Annotated in this window: 15 protein-coding genes and 1 pseudogene; 6 read left to right on the forward strand and 10 right to left on the reverse strand. The window is 41.8% G+C overall.

The window, feature by feature from the left end; all coding sequences use genetic code 11:
- The 10 genes and pseudogenes from BM739_RS17940 to glyA all read right to left on the reverse strand — a co-directional run.
- Window positions 1-230 (reverse strand): annotated as a pseudogene (locus BM739_RS17940) (IS110 family transposase); the annotation flags it as partial.
- 116 nt (window positions 231-346) lie between these two features.
- Entirely contained in the window at window positions 347-838 is a 492-nt protein-coding gene (locus BM739_RS17945) for a phosphatidylglycerophosphatase A (RefSeq protein WP_076543018.1), read from the reverse strand.
- Window positions 838-1,794 (reverse strand): thiamine-phosphate kinase, encoded by a 957-nt coding sequence (gene thiL / locus BM739_RS17950; RefSeq protein ID WP_076543019.1) that lies wholly within the window; start codon window positions 1,792-1,794, stop codon window positions 838-840. Before thiL ends, BM739_RS17945 begins: the two co-directional genes overlap by 1 nt.
- A gap of 93 nt (window positions 1,795-1,887) precedes the next feature.
- Entirely contained in the window at window positions 1,888-2,292 is a 405-nt protein-coding gene (gene nusB, locus BM739_RS17955; RefSeq protein WP_076543020.1) for a transcription antitermination factor NusB, read from the reverse strand.
- Between the two features lie 14 nt (window positions 2,293-2,306).
- Entirely contained in the window at window positions 2,307-2,786 is a 480-nt protein-coding gene (gene ribE / locus BM739_RS17960; RefSeq protein WP_076543051.1) for a 6,7-dimethyl-8-ribityllumazine synthase, read from the reverse strand.
- Between the two features lie 121 nt (window positions 2,787-2,907).
- Window positions 2,908-4,011 (reverse strand): bifunctional 3,4-dihydroxy-2-butanone-4-phosphate synthase/GTP cyclohydrolase II, encoded by a 1,104-nt coding sequence (ribBA, locus tag BM739_RS17965; RefSeq protein ID WP_076543021.1) that lies wholly within the window; start codon window positions 4,009-4,011, stop codon window positions 2,908-2,910.
- 84 nt (window positions 4,012-4,095) lie between these two features.
- Window positions 4,096-4,752 carry a riboflavin synthase gene (locus BM739_RS17970; RefSeq protein ID WP_076543022.1) on the reverse strand — a complete coding sequence of 219 codons (657 nt, stop codon included), beginning with the start codon at window positions 4,750-4,752 and terminating at the stop codon, window positions 4,096-4,098.
- 62 nt (window positions 4,753-4,814) lie between these two features.
- Window positions 4,815-5,969, reverse strand: coding sequence for a bifunctional diaminohydroxyphosphoribosylaminopyrimidine deaminase/5-amino-6-(5-phosphoribosylamino)uracil reductase RibD (gene ribD / locus BM739_RS17975; protein ID WP_076543023.1), 1,155 nt, complete (start codon window positions 5,967-5,969; stop codon window positions 4,815-4,817).
- A 152-nt stretch (window positions 5,970-6,121) separates the two neighbouring features.
- Window positions 6,122-6,571, reverse strand: coding sequence for a transcriptional regulator NrdR (gene nrdR, locus BM739_RS17980; RefSeq protein ID WP_076543024.1), 450 nt, complete (start codon window positions 6,569-6,571; stop codon window positions 6,122-6,124).
- Between the two features lie 156 nt (window positions 6,572-6,727).
- Entirely contained in the window at window positions 6,728-7,984 is a 1,257-nt protein-coding gene (glyA, locus tag BM739_RS17985; protein ID WP_076543025.1) for a serine hydroxymethyltransferase, read from the reverse strand.
- A gap of 584 nt (window positions 7,985-8,568) precedes the next feature.
- Here glyA and ettA point away from each other — a divergent pair.
- The 6 genes from ettA to BM739_RS18015 all read left to right on the forward strand — a co-directional run bounded on the left by ettA (window position 8,569) and on the right by BM739_RS18015 (window position 21,068).
- A complete protein-coding gene (gene ettA, locus BM739_RS17990) occupies window positions 8,569-10,236 on the forward strand; it encodes an energy-dependent translational throttle protein EttA (protein ID WP_076543026.1) in 1,668 nt (555 codons plus the stop codon).
- A gap of 606 nt (window positions 10,237-10,842) precedes the next feature.
- Window positions 10,843-11,997 carry a hypothetical protein gene (locus BM739_RS17995; RefSeq protein WP_076543027.1) on the forward strand — a complete coding sequence of 385 codons (1,155 nt, stop codon included), beginning with the start codon at window positions 10,843-10,845 and terminating at the stop codon, window positions 11,995-11,997.
- Between the two features lie 382 nt (window positions 11,998-12,379).
- A complete protein-coding gene (locus BM739_RS18000; protein ID WP_076543028.1) occupies window positions 12,380-13,504 on the forward strand; it encodes an efflux RND transporter periplasmic adaptor subunit in 1,125 nt (374 codons plus the stop codon).
- On the forward strand, window positions 13,504-16,605 hold the full coding sequence (locus BM739_RS18005; RefSeq protein WP_076543029.1) for a multidrug efflux RND transporter permease subunit: 3,102 nt from the start codon (window positions 13,504-13,506) through the stop codon (window positions 16,603-16,605). Before BM739_RS18000 ends, BM739_RS18005 begins: the two co-directional genes overlap by 1 nt.
- A 26-nt stretch (window positions 16,606-16,631) precedes the next feature.
- The gene (locus tag BM739_RS18010; protein ID WP_076543030.1) at window positions 16,632-17,105 is read left to right on the forward strand and encodes an NYN domain-containing protein; all 474 of its coding nucleotides are present in this window, start codon (window positions 16,632-16,634) and stop codon (window positions 17,103-17,105) included.
- 180 nt (window positions 17,106-17,285) lie between these two features.
- Complete coding sequence (locus BM739_RS18015; RefSeq protein WP_076543031.1) at window positions 17,286-21,068, forward strand: EAL domain-containing protein; 3,783 nt, start codon at window positions 17,286-17,288, stop codon at window positions 21,066-21,068.
- Window positions 21,069-21,120: the final 52 nt, after the last annotated feature.

The raw sequence follows: 21,120 nt of genomic DNA on the forward strand, positions 1-21,120 counted from the left end.
GGGGGAATAAGTTTAACCTCATGACCGAGGGCTTGGCATTTTCTTGCCAACCAGTGGGAACCACCACATGATTCCATTGCTATCATCGTTTGAGGTGTTTGCGCTAAAAATTGAATAAGTTTTAAACGGCTTAAGTGTTGACGAAATTGTTCACGACCAGTGTGATCATGCCCAACAAGGTGAAAAGAAGATTTGCCTAAATCGATTCCAATGACTTTAATAGTAGACATGATGGTTCGCCTCTTTGATTGCCAAACTCTAAGTTTAGCTTAGGGGTGAGGCGGACCATCTAATTAAGCCCACTATGAAGTGGGCTTAACGTTTAAAGGGATTAAAGTATCATTGGTTAAATATAATAAGCCAACAACTGTAAACAAATTAACGAGAAAATCCCCGCTAATACATCATCAATCATAATCCCAAAACCGCCATGCACTTTAGCGTCGAGCCAACGAATTGGCCATGGTTTTAAAATATCGAAAAAACGAAATAATCCAAAACCAACCACTAACCAAATTACCCCAGCTGGGGCGGCAATCATGGTGATCATTAAGCCTGCGACTTCATCCCACACAATAGCGCCATGATCATGTACGCCCATATCTTTAGCCGCTTTATCACAAATATAAATACCGACAAGGCAGCTAATTAGCGTGATAAAAATAAAAGCCGGTAGGCTTAAAAAGCTCATCAAGTACACAATCGGCACTGCGGCAAGGGTACCAAAGGTGCCCGGGGCTTTGGCGGCTAAGCCACTCCCAAACCCTAATGCTAAAAAGTGTACAGGGTTTGTTAAGGTTAATTTCTTAACGGCTGGATCGGTTGAAATAAACTTCATTAGAAATGCTCAAAACTGTTTTTTTGTAGCTCAAAAGGTTTGCCATTAGACACTAAGCGTAACTTATCGCCGGCACAAATTTGACCTACTTTGACAAATTTAACCCCTGCGTGGATCAGTGCAATATCCAAAGCGCCACGTTGAGATTCGGGTACAGTAAACATTAACTCATAATCTTCGCCACCAGTTAACGCATAACTAATTGCTTCATCAGGGCTCAATGATGCTTGTAATGATCCCGATAGCGGTAATTCATTCACATCAATAATCGCACCAACATTGGATCCCTTTAGAACGTGCTGAATATCAGAAAATAAACCGTCAGATAAATCAATGGCACTGGTTGCTAAGGAGCGCAGCGCTTGACCCGCTAGTATTCTAGGCGTTGGATGATAGTGACGGTTAATTAAAAATTCTTTATCTTGCTGGCCGACTTCTTTTTTGCCCAACAGGATATCAAGCCCAAGGGCTGAGTCACCCAAAGTGCCGGTAACATACACCCAGTCACCAATATTCGCGCCACTACGGGTTAATGCTTTACCCGTTGGCACTTGACCATGAATAGTAATATTGATGCAGCGAGGCCCACGGGTGGTATCACCACCGATCAGGCTAACACTGTAATATTCAGCCGCTTCAAAAAGCCCCTGGCTAAATTGCGCTAACCAGTCATTATCAACATCTGGCAAAGTCAGTGCTAACGTCATCCACGCTGGATCTGCGCCCATGGCTGCAAGATCTGATAAATTAACCGCTACAGATTTATAGCCAAGCTCATAAGCTGGCATTGTCGGTAAAAAATGGACATTTTCGACTAAGGTGTCGCAAGATATGGCAATAGATGTGTTTTCCGCCGGTTGGACTAACGCACAGTCATCGCCAATGCCTAAATGCACATCTCGACGTTGCTGGCCTTTATCACGGAAAAATTGTTCAATAAGTTGGAATTCTTTCACGATATAATCTGGTGCGGATAACCGCCCACCTATTATGTTGTAGAAAAAAGCGTTACATACAAAAACGGTATCCGAAGATACCGTTTTCATTCATTACTTACGAGTAACAAGCTTATCTAGCATACCATTGACAAACTTATGACTATCGTCAGCACCAAACGCTTTCGCTAATTCGATACCTTCATTGATGGCCACTTTATATGGCACATCTTTACGATAAGTTAATTCATAAGCTGCTAAACGCACAATGGCTTTCTCAACGGGTGATACATCTTCAATATCACGATCTAAATGAGGCTTTAGCAGATCATCAAGTTGAGTTGCTTTCGTGGCTACACCTGATAGCAATTCACGAAAATAAGCTACATCAACACCGTTAATGTTTTGCTCAGTTAAAAATTCATGTTCAACATCAGCAACATTGTTCTTGCTTAACTGCCATGAATAAATAGCTTGAACAGCTAAACGGCGTGCCTTACGGCGCTCTGAAGGCTTCATTACTTTTCCTACTACTATACCAACTGTTGTTCTAATTCTTGCAGAACGTTAACCATTTCAAGCAAGCCAAGTGCAGCTTCAGTGCCCTTGTTACCTGCTTTAGTACCAGAGCGTTCAATTGCTTGCTCAATGGTATCTGTGGTTAACACGCCAAATGAAACAGGAATATCATACTCTAAAGCGACTTGAGCAAGACCCTTGTTACATTCACCTGCAACTAAATCAAAATGCGGAGTACCACCACGAATTACTGCACCTAGTGCAACAATACCGTCAAACTTTCCACTTGCAGCAATTCGACGTGCAGCCAGCGGTAATTCAACAGCGCCAGGAACACGAACAACAGTAATGTTGTCATCATTAACCTGACCTAAACGTTTTAGTGTGTCTATTGCGCCATCAAGCAGACTCTCAACAAGAAAACTGTTGAAACGCGATACTACGATCGCCACTTTGGCATTTTTTGCTTCGATATTACCTTCAACTACGATCATTATCTTACCTAAATTAGCTAAAGCACCCGGCTCTGGGCAAAAGTGGCGGTATAATACCACAGCCAAATGCCCTGAGTCCTGTGCAATTAATGATAAATGTTAACTTCACTAAATTAGTGAATTATTCTGCTATATAATCAGTTACTTCTAAACCGAATCCCGATAAAGAATGATAACGCTTGGGTGAACTTAATAAACGCATTTTGCTCACACCTAAATTTGAAAGAATTTGCGAGCCAACACCCACTTGGCGCGAGGTCCCTTGCCATTTGGCTGCTGTAGGTGCTTGACCGTTATCTTCCGCTTCAAAGGCTTTAACCTTGGCGAGCATGTCACTTGAATGCTCGTGATTCGCCAACAGTACTAATACACCACCATCTGATGCAATACGCTCCATGGCTTTTTCAAGTGGCCAGCTACGTTTTTGATCGCGCTCAGAATGAAATAAGTCATTAAAGGTGTTTTGTAAATGTACCCGCACTAGGCAGTTTTCTTCAACGTCACCTTTCAATAAAGCATAGTGTAGCTGATTATCAATGGTGTCTCTGAAAGTCACCATATTGAACTCACCAAAACGCGTTGGCAGTTTACATTCAGCTTCACGTACAACAGTGGTTTCTTTGGTGTTACGGTATTCAATTAAATCGGCAATTGTGCCCATTTTAATGCCGTGTTTTTCACTGAAGATTTCAAGATCTGGACAACGGGCCATGGTGCCGTCATCATTTAGAATTTCAACGATCACGCCAGATGGCTCACAGCCAGCAAGACGGGCTAAATCACAACCCGCTTCTGTGTGACCTGCGCGAATTAGCACCCCGCCGTCTTGTGCCATCAGTGGAAAAATATGGCCAGGCTGAACTAAATCTGATGCTTTAGCATCTTTAGCTACAGCCGCTTGAACGGTTACAGCGCGATCATGGGCTGAAATGCCGGTTGTGACACCCGTTGCCGCTTCAATGGAAACGGTAAAATTAGTTGAGAACTGAGCATTGTTGTTGGTAACCATTAATGGCAAGTTCAGTTGCTGACAACGCTCTTTAGTCATGGTTTGGCAAATCAGTCCACGGCCGAAGGTCGCCATAAAGTTAATGGCCTCTGGCGTCACCTTATCGGCCGCCATAATAAGATCACCTTCGTTCTCTCTATCTTCATCGTCCATCAAGATAACCATCTTACCTTGACGAATGTCTTCTATGATCTCTTCTATACTATGTAATGCCATTGCTAAGACCTTTATATTGTTATGTCTATATCAGCGATATAGAGTAAATATGCTCGGGTAATAATATTTACCAGTAATAATCAGTTATCGCATAAATCCAGCACTTGCCAACAATTCCATTGTCACACCACCTTCAGTGGCTGGCTTTTGTTCTACTTTCATTAAGCGTTCAAGATAACGTGCAATAAGGTCAACTTCGATGTTGACGCTATGACCCGCTTGTAAATCTAATAAGGTGGTTTCAGCTGCGGTGTGGGGCACTATGGTTAATCTGAATCTGTGCTGATCAACTTCGTTTACCGTTAAGCTAACGCCATCAATGGTTATCGAGCCTTTATGGGCAATATAACGAGCTAGCTCAGCGGGAGCTGCCAGCCAAAACTCAATGGCTTGGCCACGTACAAGGCGCTGCTCCACAGTGGCAATACCATCCACATGGCCGCTGACCATATGGCCGCCTAATCGGGTCGTTGGGGTCACCGCTTTTTCAAGGTTTACTTTTTGACCGACGTTATATTTAGCAAAACCAGTTAAAGCAACGGTTTCAGCAGAAATATCTGCAACATAACCATCTGCTAAACATTGCACTACGGTTAAACACACCCCATTAGTGGCAATACTGTCACCCAGTTTTACATCGCTTAAGTCGAGCTTGCCACTGGCTACTGTCAAACGAATGTCATCGCCCTTACGCTCAACTTTTCTTAATGTACCTAGTGCTTCAATAATCCCAGTAAACATATTTACTCACTTGTTATCTTTTGGGCCATGCTTAGCATCGACCGATAGCAGAATTGCGTTAGTTAATTCGCTGACGAATTAAGCTTTAAAATCAGTCGTTGGTCTGCACCAATTCTGCGACAATCCGTTAATTGTACATCAGGAATCTGATCCATAGTTTGATAGTCGTCTAATTGCATCAAATTGCGTCCATGACTACCTAATATTTTCATTGCTTGATACAAATAAAGTGTATCAGCTAATTTAGTTTGAATAACACTGCCAGCAACGCTCGCACCAGCCTCGACTAACACAGAGTTACAATGCTGGCCTAAGTGTGTAAATAAAGCATGTAAATCAACTCGTCCATCGCTATTAGCCGCTATTGTGATAAAGCTAACATGGGACTTAAAATCTTGTTTTACTTCTGCTGGATAGTCGACACAAGACACCAGCAAAATCGGCGTTTCAATAGTAAACATTTTATAGTCGGCAGTCAGCCTTGCTTTACTATCAAGCACCACCCTTAAAGGTTGTTGCAGCTCACCCTCTGTCAGGCTGTTTTGTACACTAGCCAGTTGCTCATAGCGCACATTCAAAGAGGGGTCGTCAGCTAACACAGTTTCAACCCCAGTCACGAGCGCGCAATGACGGGCGCGTAGCTTTTGTACGTCCGCTCTCGCTTCGGGGCCGGTTATCCACTTTGAGACCCCATTCGATAGCGCGGTTTTACCATCCAAACTGGCTGCCAGCTTAATGGTGATTTCAGGTAAACCCGTGGTCATGCGTTTCATAAAACCGATATTAAGCTGGCTTGCCGCAGCTGTTAGCAAGCCCACATCAACTTGAATACCGGCCTTTTCAAGCATACGCACGCCATTACCCGCCACTTGTGGATTCGCATCCATTTGCGCAATCACTACTCGCTTCACTTTGGCTGCAATTAATGCCTTAGCACATGGCGGGGTTCGGCCATAATGGCTGCAGGGTTCAAGGGTGACATAGGCTGTAGCTTGGGGGAGTTGCTGTTGTAATTGGCGGGCTTCGACATCTTTTAAGGCGTGAATTTCGGCGTGGGGGCCACCTGCTTTAATATGATAGCCTTGACCAATGATCTCACCATTGGCGACAATCACACAACCCACATTAGGATTTGGGCGCGTGGTATAACGGCCTTTTTCAGCTAATGAAATTGCAAGGCTCATCATTTCTATATCACATTTTGACCACTGAGACATATAGACCTTCTAGAAACTAAAAAGCAGTCATGAAGATTCAGAACTGCTAAATAAGGTACATCATTGGCAAGAATGCAAAGTGCCAATAAATGTAAGACAGCAATTAATTAAAGACAGTAATTAATTTAGCTCAGCAATAAAAGTAAGCTAGATTATTTTTGCAGCTTGGCGATCGCTTCACCGAATTGGGAAACATCTTCAAAGGCGCGATAAACTGAAGCAAAACGGATATAGGCAACTTTATCTAGGATCATCAATTGATCCATCATCAAATTACCAATCATCGCCGAATCAATTTCACGCTCACCTGTTGCTCTAAGCGTTGACTTAATCTTACTTAATGCTTGCTCAATTTGATCAATTGATACTGGGCGTTTTTCAACAGCCCGAAGCATGCCGCCACGCAGCTTATCTTCATCAAATGGTTGACGAGTGCCATCTTGCTTGATCACCCTTGGCATGACTAATTCAGCGCCTTCAAAAGTGGTGAAGCGTTCGTGACACTCAGTACATTCCCGGCGACGGCGCACTTGATGGCCTTCAGCCACGAGTCTTGAATCAATAACTTTCGTATCTGTCGCGCTACAAAATGGGCAATGCATATCCGCTCCTGAAATAAAAAACAAAATGGCCGTAAGCACTCAGTACTTACGACCATTGAAGTTTATCCTATTTACTTTACAAGGTTAACCTTATCGAAAAGATTATCCGCGTAAGTTAAATAGATAATTGTCTATGTTAATCAATCTCGGTTTACATTAACCGTAAACTGGGAACTTAGCGCACAATTCAAGCACTTGGTTTTTAACGCGCTCAATTGTCGCTTCGTTTGTGATGTCATCTAACACATCACACATCCAGTTAGTTAACTCTACCGACTCTGTTTCAGTGAAACCGCGGCGAGTAATCGCAGGAGAGCCAATACGTAAACCTGACGTCACAAATGGTGAACGTGGGTCATTTGGTACTGAGTTTTTGTTAACTGTGATATTTGCATGACCTAGCGCCGCATCAGCGTCTTTACCAGTAATATCCTTGTTGATTAAATCAAGTAAGAATAAGTGGTTATCAGTACCACCAGAAACAACATTGTAGCCACGCTCAATGAATGTTTTCGCCATCACTTTCGCATTAGCAACAACTTGCTCTTGATAAGTGGTAAATTCTGGGTCCAATGCTTCTTTAAATGCTACCGCTTTAGCAGCAATAACGTGCATTAATGGGCCACCTTGGCCACCTGGGAATACTGCTGAGTTTAGCTTTTTATAGATAGCTTCATCGTTAATGGCAGATAAAATCAAACCACCACGAGGGCCAGCTAGGGTTTTATGGGTCGTGGTTGTCACAACGTGTGCGTGTGGTAGCGGATTTGGATAGATACCCGCAGCCACAAGACCGGCAACGTGCGCCATATCGACAAATAAGTATGCACCCACTTTATCAGCGATTTCGCGGAATTTGCCCCAATCGATAATGCCAGAGTAAGCACTGAAACCGGCGATAATCATTTTTGGTTTATGCTCAACCGCTAAACGCTCAACTTCTGCATAGTCGATTTTTCCTGTTACTTCATCAATGCCGTACTGAACCGCATTGTATAACTTGCCAGAAAAGCTCACATGTGAACCATGGGTTAAATGGCCGCCATGAGCAAGGCTCATACCTAAAACAGTATCGCCGCCTTCTAAAAGTGCCATGAATACAGCTGAGTTTGCTTGAGAACCAGAGTGAGGCTGAACGTTAGCGTATGTCGCGCCAAATAGTTCTTTTGCACGAGAGATAGCTAATTCTTCAGCAATATCCACATGCTCACAACCACCGTAGTAACGCTTACCAGGGTAACCTTCAGCATACTTATTTGTTAGCTGTGAACCTTGCGCTTCAAGTACACGAGGGCTGGTATAGTTTTCAGAAGCGATGAGCTCGATGTGCTCTTCTTGACGACGGGTTTCATCTTCAATTGCTGCAAATAGTTGTGGATCATAATCCGCGATATTCATATCTTTTTTCAGCATTACTCACTCCAGCTGTTAATTCTTATAGTAGGGTTGCGCGGTATGATACAGCGCAATTGATCACAATCCCAGCATTTGAAACATGAAATTAGTTGCAATTCGCCATGAACTGCACTTGTGCTAGTGGTATTTTCTTGTGTGGAGCTGTTCGGCAATTGTATTTCATAGAAAAAACCAATTTAACGCTTAGTTTCATACCCTTGTGACGATTTTTAAGAAAACTCTTTTCTAAAAATGAATCAACAAAAATGCCAACGCGAACAGTGAAAACGGTCACCAGTATCAGTTTTTGAGCCGCGAAATGAAGATTTAATGAAATAAGGTTGAGTTAGCAACAGATTAATTACCCTATCACGGCTCAATAAGTACAGCGCTTTATATTGCAACAAGGCTCACTAAGCTCTCAAAAAATTCATCTTTATTAACTGACAAAACCCCAGCTTAGTGACCACTAAAGCTGCATAAGTTTCCTTCAACAAAACTGTAAACAGCTTACAGCAAAAAGATCGGTTTTAAGTTATTGCTCGATTCGAGTAGAATTAGTGCCATTCCTAGTTCGGTCCCCCAGTCAAAGAGATATAAAAATGGCTCAGTTTGTATACAGCATGCTTAGAGTGGGCAAAATTGTTCCACCTAAAAAACAAATTCTTAAAGATATTTCATTGAGTTTTTTCCCTGGCGCCAAAATTGGTGTACTTGGTTTAAACGGCTCAGGTAAATCAACGCTGCTGCGTATCATGGCCGGTTTAGATACCGAAATTGAAGGTGAAGCGCGTCCGATGCAAGATCTTAAAATCGGCTACCTTCCGCAAGAACCTAAACTTGATGAATCACAAACCGTACGTGAAGCAATCGAAGAAGCCGTCAGTGAAGCTAAAAATGCCTTAACTCGTCTTGACGAGGTGTATGCCCTTTATGCTGAACCTGATGCTGACTTTGATGAACTGGCAAAAGAGCAAGGTCAACTTGAAGCCATCATTCAATCTCAAGATGCCCATAACCTTGATATGGTATTAGAGCGCGCCGCCAATGCACTGCGCCTGCCGGATTGGGATGAAAAGATTGCAGTCCTTTCAGGTGGTGAGCGCCGCCGTGTGGCAATTTGTCGCCTTCTTTTAGAAAAGCCAGACATGTTGCTACTTGATGAACCTACCAACCACTTGGATGCAGAATCAGTAGCTTGGCTTGAACGCTTCTTACAAGATTATACTGGTACTGTTGTGGCGATTACCCATGATAGATATTTCTTGGATAATGCCGCAGGTTGGATTTTAGAGCTGGATCGCGGCGAAGGTATTCCATGGGAAGGTAACTACTCTTCATGGCTTGAGCAAAAAGATGCCCGTCTGCAACAAGAGTCTGCCACTGAAAGCGCTCGTCAAAAAACCATTCAAAAAGAATTAGAATGGGTACGTCAAGGCTCAAAAGGTCGTCAATCCAAAGGTAAAGCCCGTATGGCTCGCTTTGAAGAATTAAACACCAATGATTACCAAAAGCGTAATGAGACCAATGAGCTATTCATTCCACCAGGACCTCGTTTGGGTGACAAGGTAATCGAAGTCAACAACCTGACTAAATCCTATGGCGACCGCGTATTAATTGATGACCTCAGCTTTGCGGTCCCAAAAGGCGCGATTGTCGGTATTATTGGTGCTAACGGTGCGGGTAAATCGACCCTATTTAAGATGATATCTGGTGCAGAGCAGCCTGATAGCGGTAGCATTGAAGTGGGTGAGTCTGTTCAAATTGCTTCGGTTGAGCAGTTCCGCGACTCAATGAATGATAAGAACACTGTCTGGCAAGAAATTTCAGATGGTCAAGACATCATGCGAATTAACAACACTGAAATCCCAAGTCGCGCTTATGTTGGCCGCTTTAATTTCCGTGGTGGCGATCAGCAAAAAATCATTGGCACCCTTTCAGGTGGTGAGCGTAACCGGGTTCATTTAGCCAAACTGTTACAAGCTGGCGGCAACGTGTTATTACTCGATGAGCCAACCAATGACTTGGATGTTGAAACGCTGCGAGCACTAGAGGAAGCTTTATTAGAGTTCCCAGGTTGTGCCATGGTTATTTCCCATGACCGTTGGTTCCTAGACAGAATCGCTACCCATATTCTTGATTACCGTGATGAAGGCCAAGTGAACTTCTATGAAGGTAACTACAGTGAATATACCACTTGGCTAAAAGAAAACTTAGGTGCAGAAGCCATTGAGCCGCACCGTTTGAAATACAAACGTATTGCAAAATAAGCCTCGTTTCAGTTTAGGTTAGCTCTCTATGAGCTAACTTTCTGTGATTAAGTATTTCACTGACGATTGATTTATTGTCAGTGTCAAAGTCAGTGCCAATACAAACTCATAATGCTCCTGTTATGACGATTTACCCATTGTTAAGTAAATCGTCTAAAGGAGCATTTTTATATCCCATGACTTTAAAATTAACTAAACAGCTTAAAGCTGCAGTTTTGGTGATTAATGTCATAAAAATGACACCATTAATTCATTCCCAAAAACAATTCAAACATTAACAACTCGCCGAAGCATATTGCGCCAAAGCCGTTATTTCCATATTTATCCCCCCTTGTCAAACTCATCACCCATATGGGTTATTTGCACTAATTAACAATAGCTTAATAATTATTTGCAACTTGTCCCTTAGTGAATAAACATAACCTAGATACATTAATTTTCGTGAGCTGTGGCGATATTGTAAAAAATAGTCAAAAACAACAATCTATTTGTAAAGACATACCAACTTCAGTAATATAAAATTATTGATGGATTGTTTTACTGTTGACCATTTGTTATGGCGCAATTGCTATACACCAAAAAAATTAAGAAAAAACGGAGAAATCAGTGAGATATAGTCGAATAACATTTATGTTTTTATGCTTTTATGCAAGTAGCTCATTTGGTTTAGAAATTATTACCAGTAGTGAAACTAAAGCACTTGAAGAAATTGAGCAAAAATACAACATTGACAACTTACTTATTTCTGCCAATGACAAGTTATCGACTCATAAGAAAAAAGAATCTGACTATCATGCCCTCAGCGTTGAGATAAAAAGTAAGAAGACTGAGTATGATCACGTTATCTCAAAGCTACCGGCTAAAATCTTATCGCGCTCAAACATCAATGCTTATTATCAAGATATCGAAAAACTGGTACTTAAAATTGACCAGTTAGAAACCAAGTATGATATTGACGGCAAATCACTTCGTAGAGAATACAAGACCATCATGGCCGAGTACGATGCGATTAATACTAAACGTACCGATAAAGATGAGCAGTTAGCCGCCTTAAAAAGTGATATTACCAAACGTGTGATTGCTGACGTATCAAAACCGGATACGGTTCAATCCGTTGATTTAGATGGTTCAACTTTATGCTCTAAATTCCAGTCAATTAATGATTGTTTGAAAGACTCTGAAAATTACATTGTGACCAATACCATTAAAACTGACCCATTCTTAAATGATCGCAGCGTATTACTTTCATACGATGTTATTGATGCCAGTATGAACATGAGTGGTAATTTAAACTACAGAATTAAAATGGCCTTTAAGCCCTCTTATAACAGTAAAATTGATTCACTTATTAATGAAAAGCTCGGCTTAAAGTCCGCCATGATCACCTTAGTAAGTAATGTCGCTGCTGATTGGTTTATTGATGGGGTAAAAATTGGTACCGGCAAAGAGTTATTCCATGAAGTGCCATTAGGGCAACATGGCATTTTGGCATCTTACCAATCTCAAGATAAATCGAGTGTTGAGTTCATTCAAGGAAACGGGGTTTTTAACTATAACTTCAATAATGTGTCTCGACAAAATGACCTAGTCAGCTTGCCAAGCAAAGACAATAAAAAACAAGTTATCAAAATGAAGCCTAAGCAGGCTGATGCAACTAATCAGGTCAATAACACTCCCAAAAAACACTTAGCCGATAAAGGTTATGAATACTTTATGGGGATTGAGCCTGCTAATAGTGAACAAGAAAAAAACTTCGACTAAATAGCAGCGCTATAAGTCGAGATTAAAAAGCCATTTAGGTCGTACCTAAGTGGCTTTTTTATTTAAGTGCATTTAGCTTAATGAGCAACTTTAATGAAGACGAATAACTAAACCGCAGCTTGTTAATATCATTAGCTAGCAAATTGTCACAGTAACAATGTCGAACACCAAAAGTCACCAACAACATAAGCCAAGCTAATGCTATCTATTCGTTACGAAATGATCAGCTGACTGCCTATAGTTGCAACAAACTATTGACGAGCTTGTTATCGGAATGTTCAGTTACACTCTTATCTTCTTTGCTTTACATTCATTTACGCTTATATGGCTAATTATTTATTAATATAGACCGCAATTCAGCAACGAGTCGTCGAGTTCTATTATGAAAAAATTACTTCCCCTTATTGTCATTTGCAGCTTAGTCGCTGCCGCAGTCATCTATAGTGATTTTTCACAAGCCAATAAAGCTACGCCGTCTCAAAAAGGCCCTGCCAAAAAATCTATTCCGGTTGTGACAGGGCTTGTAGAGCAACATGAATTATCTCAATCACTGTCTTTGATTGGTAAGCTCGACGCCGAACAATCAGTGTATATCTCTTCTCAAGTGGCTGGGCAAATCAGTCAAATTAATATTCAGCCCAATCAAGATATTCAAGCTGGGCAAATCATTGTTCAATTAGACGATGCTAAAGCCAAAGCGGCAACAGCAGAAGCTGCAGCTTACCTTGCAGATGAAAAAAGAAAGCTCAAAGAATTCCAAAAATTAGTTAAAAGTAATGCCATTACGCAAACTGAAATCGATGCCCAGCAAGCCAGTGTTGATATGGCTCAAGCGCGTTTAGCCGCTGCCCAAGCAGAACTTGATTACCATTCATTAAATGCGCCTTTTTCTGGTACCGCTGGCTTAGTTGATTTCAGTGTCGGTAAAATGATTGCTGTCGGCACCGAGTTACTGGCATTTGACGACCTTTCTAGTATGAGACTCGACCTGCAAGTGCCTGAGCATTATTTGTCTATGTTATCCATTGGTATGCCTGTGGCGGCACAAAGTAAAGCCTGGCCCGAACAAGTATTTAGCGGCGAGATTACCGCCATTGATTCACGCATTAATCAAGACACCTTAAATTTACGAGTAAGAGTGCAGTTTGATAACCCCAATAGTCAACTCAAGCCGGGAATGATGATGGCGGCGACACTTAACTTTCCAGCGATTGCTGAGCCAGTCATTCCTGTACAGGCTATTGAATACTCAGGTACTAAACGTTTTGTCTATTTGATTGGAAAGGACAACATTGCTAAGCGCACTGAAGTCATTCTTGGTGCCCGTATTGATAATGAAGTGTTGATCTCAAATGGCCTTAACATTGGCGACAATGTGGTGGTTCAGGGACTTGTCAATATGCGTGATGGTGTCAGTGTTAATATTTTAGAAACTAACGCTACCACTGGGCAAATCGCTAAAGAAGATGACAGCGCAATGCTAACCACTGAATTGGAGCAAAGTTAATGTGGCTTTCTGACGTTTCGGTAAAACGCCCTGTTGTCGCCATCGTACTGAGTCTGCTTTTAGGAGTATTTGGACTGATATCACTGTCCAAGCTTTCAATCAGAGAAATGCCTGATGTAGAAAGCCCTGTGGTTACCGTAATGACCACCTATGATGGCGCCTCGGCAACCATTATGGAAAGCCAGATCACCACCACCATTGAAGATGAATTAACTGGGATCAGTGGTGTTGATGAAATTACCTCAGTAACCCGCAATGGCATGTCGCGCATTACTGTGACCTTTTTATTAGGCTGGAATTTAACCGAAGGCGTAAGTGATGTTCGTGATGCTGTCGCGCGCGCCCAAAGACGCTTACCTGATGAAGCTAACGATCCCGTGGTTTCTAAAGACAATGGCTCTGGCGAGCCGGCAGTCTATGTCAACTTAAGTTCATCGACGATGGACAGGACTCAGTTAACTGATTACTCCCAACGGGTGCTAGAGGACAGATTCAACTTAATTTCCGGTGTGAGTTCTATTTCAATCACCGGCGGATTATATAAAGTCATGTACGTTCAGTTAAAGCCTGAGCTTATGGCCGGGCGTAACGTGTCGGCCAATGATATCGTCTCTGCTTTAAATACTGAAAATGTTGAAACCCCAGGTGGTGAAGTCCGTAATGACACCACAGTGATGACAGTGCGAACGGCCAGACTTTACAATAATCCAGACGATTTTGATTATTTGGTGGTACGTACTGCAGAAGATGGCAGTCCAATTTATCTAAAAGACGTCGCTGATGTGTTTATTGGTGCAGAGAATGAAAACTCAACCTTTAAAAGTAATGGTGTTCCTAACCTTAGTTTAGGCATTATTGCCCAATCGGATGCTAACCCTTTAGATGTTGCTAAATTGGTTCATCAAGAGGTTGATAACATTCAGCAGTTTCTTCCTGATGGCACTGCCCTCGCGGTAGATTATGACTCTACCGTGTTTATATCTCGCTCTATTGATGAGGTGTATAACACCATTATTATCACTGCCATTTTAGTGATACTGGTGCTATACATTTTTATTGGTCAAGTGAGAGCCACATTAATCCCTGCGGTGACGGTTCCGGTATCATTAATTTCGGCTTTTATTGCGGCCAATAGCTTTGGCTTTTCAATCAACTTGTTAACCTTAATGGCACTGATCCTCGCCATTGGTTTAGTGGTCGATGATGCCATTGTCGTGGTAGAAAATATTTTCCATCACCTCGAAAAAGGTGAGCCACCGATCCTTGCTGCCTACAAAGGTGCTCGTGAGGTTGGCTTTGCTGTAATGGCCACCACAGCGGTACTGGTCATGGTCTTTTTACCTATCTCCTTTATGGAGGGTATGGTAGGACTACTGTTTACCGAATTCTCAGTCATGTTAGCTGTATCGGTACTGTTTTCATCACTCATAGCCTTAACCTTAACCCCAGTACTTGGCAGTAAATTGCTCAAAGCCAACGTCAAACCTAATCGATTTAATCTATGGGTTGATGGCCTTTTTGAGCGCCTAGAGCAGCTATACCGTAAGCTGGTTTCAAAAGCGGTGAAATATCGCTATATCGCGCCTATTGTCATTATTGTTTGTGTGTTCGGCAGTGGCTGGTTACTAAACCAAGTACCAGCACAGCTAGCACCACAAGAAGATCGCGGTGTCGTGTTTGCTTTTGTTAAAGGCGCAGAAGGCACCAGCTATAACCGCATGGCAGCCAACATGGATATTGTCGAGCAGCGACTACTGCCCATGTTAGGCGATGGCGTTATTAAGTCATTTAGTATTCAAGCGCCTGCTTTTGGTGGCCGCGCAGGCGACCAGACCGGCTTTGTGATTATCCAATTAGAAGAGTGGCAAGACCGTGATATTAATGCCCAGCAATCTTTAGGCATTATCGCTAAAGCACTTGATGGTATTGCTGACGTTATGGTTAGGCCAATGTTGCCTGGCTTTAGAGGCCAATCCAGTGAGCCGGTACAATTTGTGTTAGGTGGTTCTAATTATCAGGAGCTATTTAAGTGGGCACAGGCACTGCAACTTGAAGCGGATCATAGCCCGCTTCTAGAAGGCGCTGATCTTGATTATGCTGAAACCACCCCCGAGTTACTGGTAAGTGTTGATAGACAACGCGCTGCAGAGCTGGGCGTCAGTGTCTCAGAAGTTGCCGACACCTTAGAAATAATGCTCGGCGGCAAAAGTGAAACCACCTTCATCGAGCGCGGTGAAGAATACGATGTTTACTTACGCGGTGATGAAAATAGTTTTAATAGCGTGGCAGATTTAAGTCAGATATATATGCGAACCAAAACCGGTGAGCTCATCACTCTCGATACCATTACCAAGATTGAAGAAGTGGCTTCAGCGCAAAAACTAAGCCATTTAAATAAGCAAAAATCGATAACCTTAAAGGCGAATTTAGGCGCGGGTTATACACTCGGTGAAGCATTAGATTTTCTGGACCAAAAAGCCATTGAAATGTTACCAAGTGATATAAACGTTTCATATACCGGCGAGTCAAAAGATTTCAAAGAAAACCAGAGCAGCGTATTTATCGTATTTGGTTTAGCGCTATTGGTTGCCTATTTAGTTCTGGCGGCGCAGTTCGAGAGTTTCATTAACCCATTAGTGGTGATGTTTACCGTACCAATGGGGATTTTTGGTGGCTTCTTAGGGCTTTATTTAACCGGTCAGGGGTTAAATATTTATAGCCAGATAGGCATGATAATGCTCATTGGTATGGTGACTAAGAATGGTATTTTGATTGTTGAGTTTGCCAACCAGCTGCGAGATAAAGGCCTTGAAATAGAGCAAGCCATTATCGACGCCTCAGCTCGTCGATTAAGACCGATTTTAATGACTGCTTTTACCACTCTAATCGGCGCAATTCCACTCATTATGTCAACAGGTGCAGGCTCAGAAAGTCGAATAGCTGTGGGGACAGTAGTGTTCTTTGGGATGGCATTTGCTACTCTAGTGACCTTATTGGTTATTCCTGCCATGTATCGACTCATATCAGGGGCAACACACTCACCAGGATATGTTGAACAGCAACTCAATCAAGCGATTGAGGCGCAGAAAAAACAATCTTAAATTAATGATTTGGATGCAGGTGTAACATGGAAAAAGTCGCTATTTTTGTTGATGTACAAAACATTTATTACACCTGTAAACAAGCCTTTGGGCGCTCATTTAATTACCGCGCTTTATATAAATTACTGAGTCAGCAATATCACCTTGAACATGCTATTGCCTACGCTATTGCCCCTGCTGACGACGGTCAGAGAAAGTTTCAAGATGCATTGAAACACATAGGTTTTGAAGTCAAACTCAAACCTTATATTCAGCGCAGTGATGGCAGCGCCAAAGGCGACTGGGATGTAGGAATTACCATAGATATTCTTGATATTGCCGAGCAAGTCGATAAGGTAATTTTATTGTCTGGCGATGGTGACTTTGATTTATTGCTTGCCAAAGTGGCACAAAAATATGGCTGTAATACCCAAGTGATCAGCGTTGCGCCGTTAACAGCAAAGTCTCTGCTTGATGTCACTGGCAGTCACATTGCCATTAACCAAGATTTACTGCTTTAACCCAAGTAAATGCCAGTAAAAACCAATATAAGCGCAACATTCAAAGGGCACTAAGATAAATATTTGCCACCACAAATAAAACATCTTATCTTGTGTGACTTAACGGCATTACAAGCCTGATAAATTTATGTAAAATTACTATCGTGCTTTACTAATAAAAATAATAACAAAGGTTAGTCGATGTTTGGAGTGTTAAAGCAGCTTGTATTGTTAATCACTTGCGCCTGTGTCACTGTTTTTTTTACGCCTCAAAGCTATGGCGAACAATTTCAATTAGAAACCCTGACCATCAGTGACGGCTTGCCCTCGTCGAGTGTTACGACCCTTTATCAGCAACAAAATGGCTTTATCTGGTTTGGTACTGATGCTGGTGCCAGTCGCTATGATGGAGTTAACTTCACCAATTTCCAATTCTCTTTAAATGATAAGCACCATATATCAAACAATTTCATCACTCGCATCCATGAGGACAAAAATGGTGATATATGGATAGGAACCGAAGATGGTTTAAATCAGTTAACCACAGATAATCAAATTATTATTCATGATATGAAATCATCAAATAATGGCTTAGGTTCCAGTTGGATAATAGATATATTTGAAGATGATAATAACGACCTATGGTTTGGCACCGGCTCTGGTGTCAGTCACTATAATATAGACACTCAAACCTTTACCCCCTACTTCCTCTATGAAGTTGAAACGGATAAAGCATATGAGACTTCTATCGCAGGCTTTTTTTACGATAGTAACCATAACATTTGGGTGGCTTCAGACTTTGGCTTGGCCAAGGTAAATCAGCTTAAGCAGAAACTGGAATTAGTCAATTTTAACGCTAAGCGCACCCAAGAGATCTTTGATGGAAGCTTATCGACCGTGTTTCAGGCTGAAGATGGCCTTGTTTGGATTGGCACTTATCAAACAGGCTTAATCAAGTTTAATCCTGAAACCATGGAGACAGAGGTATTTCTGCATCAAGAGGATAATCCCTCCTCCCAGCAGCTCGCTTCAAATGAAATTTTTAATATTACCGCAGAAGATAACAATACCCTGTGGATTGCCCACGATCATGGTGCCAGCAGACTACAGCTCGACACCATGACATTTCGTCACCTTAAACATCAAGATTATAATGAGCATTCACTTGCTGATGATTACGTACAAGAAATTTTAATCGATACCTCCGGCGGTATTTGGTTCGGCACTGACAATGGTGCATCGCGCTACTCAAGCTTTAAACAAGGCATTCGATTATATCGCCCTCACCCTTTTAAACCCGAGTTATCAGGTAATTTGGTTTATTGGTTTGATACTGATAAGCAAAAAAATGTATGGATAGCCACTGATAAAGGTGTCGATAAGGTTAACACTGGCACAGAAGCAATGACCTTAGCACCAATAAAAAATGCGCTTATCAAAGAACCCTATAGCGCTATGATGGATGACCAAAACAAGTTATGGATTGCAGGCCCCAATGGCTTATCACTGTATGATAGTAATAATGACACCTTAAGGCATTTTAGTAATAGCCCGAATAACCCTTATGACTTCCCCTCTAGTGAGTTTTATCTCGCGGTACCTGACAATAAAGGCAATGTATGGATAAGCGGCTATTTAGACGTAGGTTTGATCTTATTCAACCCCGACAAAGGCATTTTAAAACGCTATTTCGAGCACTACGATAATGCATATCGCTCTGGAGGTAACTTTGCCTTCGACAAAAAAATCATTCATAACGGCGAATTATGGATGGCATCAACTAATGCGATTTATCGGATCAACCCTGAAACTGATGAAGTGAAACATTTGCCTTTAGGCAATGAGGTTGAAAATATTCGCACGGTCAAAATTTACCAAGACGAAGATAATATTATTTGGGTTGCCACTCAAGGTTTAGGCTTAGCAAGAATTGAGATTGGCGAGAAGTGGAGTGATGAACTAAACATCCAGTACTTCACCAAAGAGCATGGATTTACCAGCAATACCCTCAAGGGCGTGGTGGGTGATGGTAAAGGAAATTTATGGATCACCTCGCAAGCTAAATTTGCGCACATGGACACAAAAACCAATAAAATAACCCAATACCCCAGTGCCATCACCCAAAAAGACAGTTCATTTTCAGATGGTGCAATAGCAATTAGAAACAATGAGTTATTTCTTGGTACAAATCATGGAGCCTTTAAAATTGACACTGACAAGCTAACAAGAAATCAGTTTCAGCCTCAAGTGCATATTACTTCGGCACTTGTTGCCAACCAAGAATATATTGGCCCTAATAGTAATAATCAGCTCGCTAAGTTAAACCTAGATTATCAACGAAATATGGTCCAGTTTACCTTTGCCTCATTAGACTTCAGCGCTCCCACTAAAAACCAGTATCGCTATATGCTGCAAGGTTTTGATAAAGAGTGGACCTATGTCGGCAACACCAACACTGCCACATATACTAACCTCAATGCCGGTGAATATGACTTCATCGTACAAGGGAGTAATAGTGACGGCCTATGGAGCCCTCACCAAGCCACATTTACTTTTAAAATTAATCAAGCTTGGTGGCATTACGCCATTATTAGCCTGCTAATAATATGTGCCTTATTACTGTTTTTATACCTATTAACTCGCCATCAAAAAATTACTGAACTTAGAAAAAGAGCGAACTATGATGCGTTAACGGGGTTATCGAATCGCTTCCAATTTAATAGCAAACTTGAGGCGTCAATTAGCATCAAAAATACTCACGCTGCCATAGTATTTATCGATCTTGATTACTTTAAAGAAGTGAATGACACCATGGGCCATGACATTGGTGATGAGCTTATTATTCAGGTCAGTCAGCGTTTAAAAGCCAATATAAAAAGCGATGACTTATTAGCTCGCTTAGGTGGCGATGAATTTGCCATTATCATTCGAAATCCAGGTGAGTTGGCTCAGTTAGTGACTATTGTTGAACGGATAAGAGCAACCATTAATTGCGGTTACCAGGTACAACAGCATTGGATCAGTACTTCAGCGAGTATTGGGGTCGCCTGTTACCCTGAAGATGGCCAAGATGCTAAGACCTTGCTAAAGCACGCCGACACGGCAATGTATGCAGCCAAGCATGCAGGCCGTAATAGTGCATACTTTTTTAATGAGGCGCTCTCCACCGCCCTGCAAGAAAAAATCACTATCAAGCAGCAACTGCAACTGGCATTAGAGAATGATGAATTTGAGTTATTCTATCAACCTAAAGTGTCTCTAGTCAGTGGTGAGATCAGTTCCTTTGAAGCATTACTGCGTTGGTTTCACCCTAAAGAAGGCATGATCCCGCCTAATCGCTTTATTCCAGAAGCTGAAAGTAACGGTCAAATTATTGAGATCGGCTACTGGGTATTAAGACAGGCCTGCATAACCGGCAATCAATGGCATCAGCAAGGGCTATTAAGTGGCAATATTTCAGTCAATATTTCGCCGATACAACTGTCACAACCGGATATTTGCCAGCAAATTGAAGCGATTTTAGTTGAAACAGGCTTTCCTGCCGAGAAGTTAGAGCTGGAGATTACCGAATCATTATTAATTGAAAACGTGGAAGTCGCTGAAAAAGTACTAAATCAGCTGCATCAACTGCATATCAGGATCAGTTTAGATGACTTTGGCAAAGGCTATTCTTCATTGAATTACCTGACCCATTTCCCGCTAGATACCTTAAAAATTGATAAAGGTTTCATCGACAATTTCTTAGATAATAAAGCGGCTAGCAGTGTGCTTAAAAACATTATCAACCTAGGTAATGACCTAAATATGCAAATTGTTGCCGAAGGGATTGAAACCGAGCTGCAATTATTAAAGTTAATTCAGTATCAATGTCATGTCGGTCAAGGTTATATCTTCAGCCCTGCGGTCAACGCCGATAGCGCTTACCAAATGCTAACTGGTGAAACACAATTACTGCCACTGTCTATGCAGCAAAAGGTGAGCTAAAAATTAAGCATCGGTTCGGCTATGGTGCTTAAAACCATTCACAATGTAATAT

The organism is Shewanella sp. UCD-KL21 (assembly GCF_001957135.1).
GTDB lineage: Bacteria > Pseudomonadota > Gammaproteobacteria > Enterobacterales > Shewanellaceae > Shewanella.

Bases quoted from the DNA above. Each gene is read 5' to 3' on its own strand.
- BM739_RS17945 (WP_076543018.1), bottom strand. From the start codon at position 838: ATGAAGTTTATTTCAACCGATCCAGCCGTTAAGAAATTAACCTTAACA.
- nusB (WP_076543020.1), bottom strand. From the start codon at position 2,292: ATGAAGCCTTCAGAGCGCCGTAAGGCACGCCGTTTAGCTGTTCAAGCT.
- ribE (WP_076543051.1), bottom strand. From the start codon at position 2,786: ATGATCGTAGTTGAAGGTAATATCGAAGCAAAAAATGCCAAAGTGGCG.
- ribBA (WP_076543021.1), bottom strand. From the start codon at position 4,011: ATGGCATTACATAGTATAGAAGAGATCATAGAAGACATTCGTCAAGGT.
- BM739_RS17970 (WP_076543022.1), bottom strand. From the start codon at position 4,752: ATGTTTACTGGGATTATTGAAGCACTAGGTACATTAAGAAAAGTTGAG.
- ribD (WP_076543023.1), bottom strand. From the start codon at position 5,969: ATGTCTCAGTGGTCAAAATGTGATATAGAAATGATGAGCCTTGCAATT.
- nrdR (WP_076543024.1), bottom strand. From the start codon at position 6,571: ATGCATTGCCCATTTTGTAGCGCGACAGATACGAAAGTTATTGATTCA.
- glyA (WP_076543025.1), bottom strand. From the start codon at position 7,984: ATGCTGAAAAAAGATATGAATATCGCGGATTATGATCCACAACTATTT.
- ettA (WP_076543026.1), top strand. From the start codon at position 8,569: ATGGCTCAGTTTGTATACAGCATGCTTAGAGTGGGCAAAATTGTTCCA.
- BM739_RS18000 (WP_076543028.1), top strand. From the start codon at position 12,380: ATGAAAAAATTACTTCCCCTTATTGTCATTTGCAGCTTAGTCGCTGCC.
- BM739_RS18005 (WP_076543029.1), top strand. From the start codon at position 13,504: ATGTGGCTTTCTGACGTTTCGGTAAAACGCCCTGTTGTCGCCATCGTA.
- BM739_RS18010 (WP_076543030.1), top strand. From the start codon at position 16,632: ATGGAAAAAGTCGCTATTTTTGTTGATGTACAAAACATTTATTACACC.
- BM739_RS18015 (WP_076543031.1), top strand. From the start codon at position 17,286: ATGTTTGGAGTGTTAAAGCAGCTTGTATTGTTAATCACTTGCGCCTGT.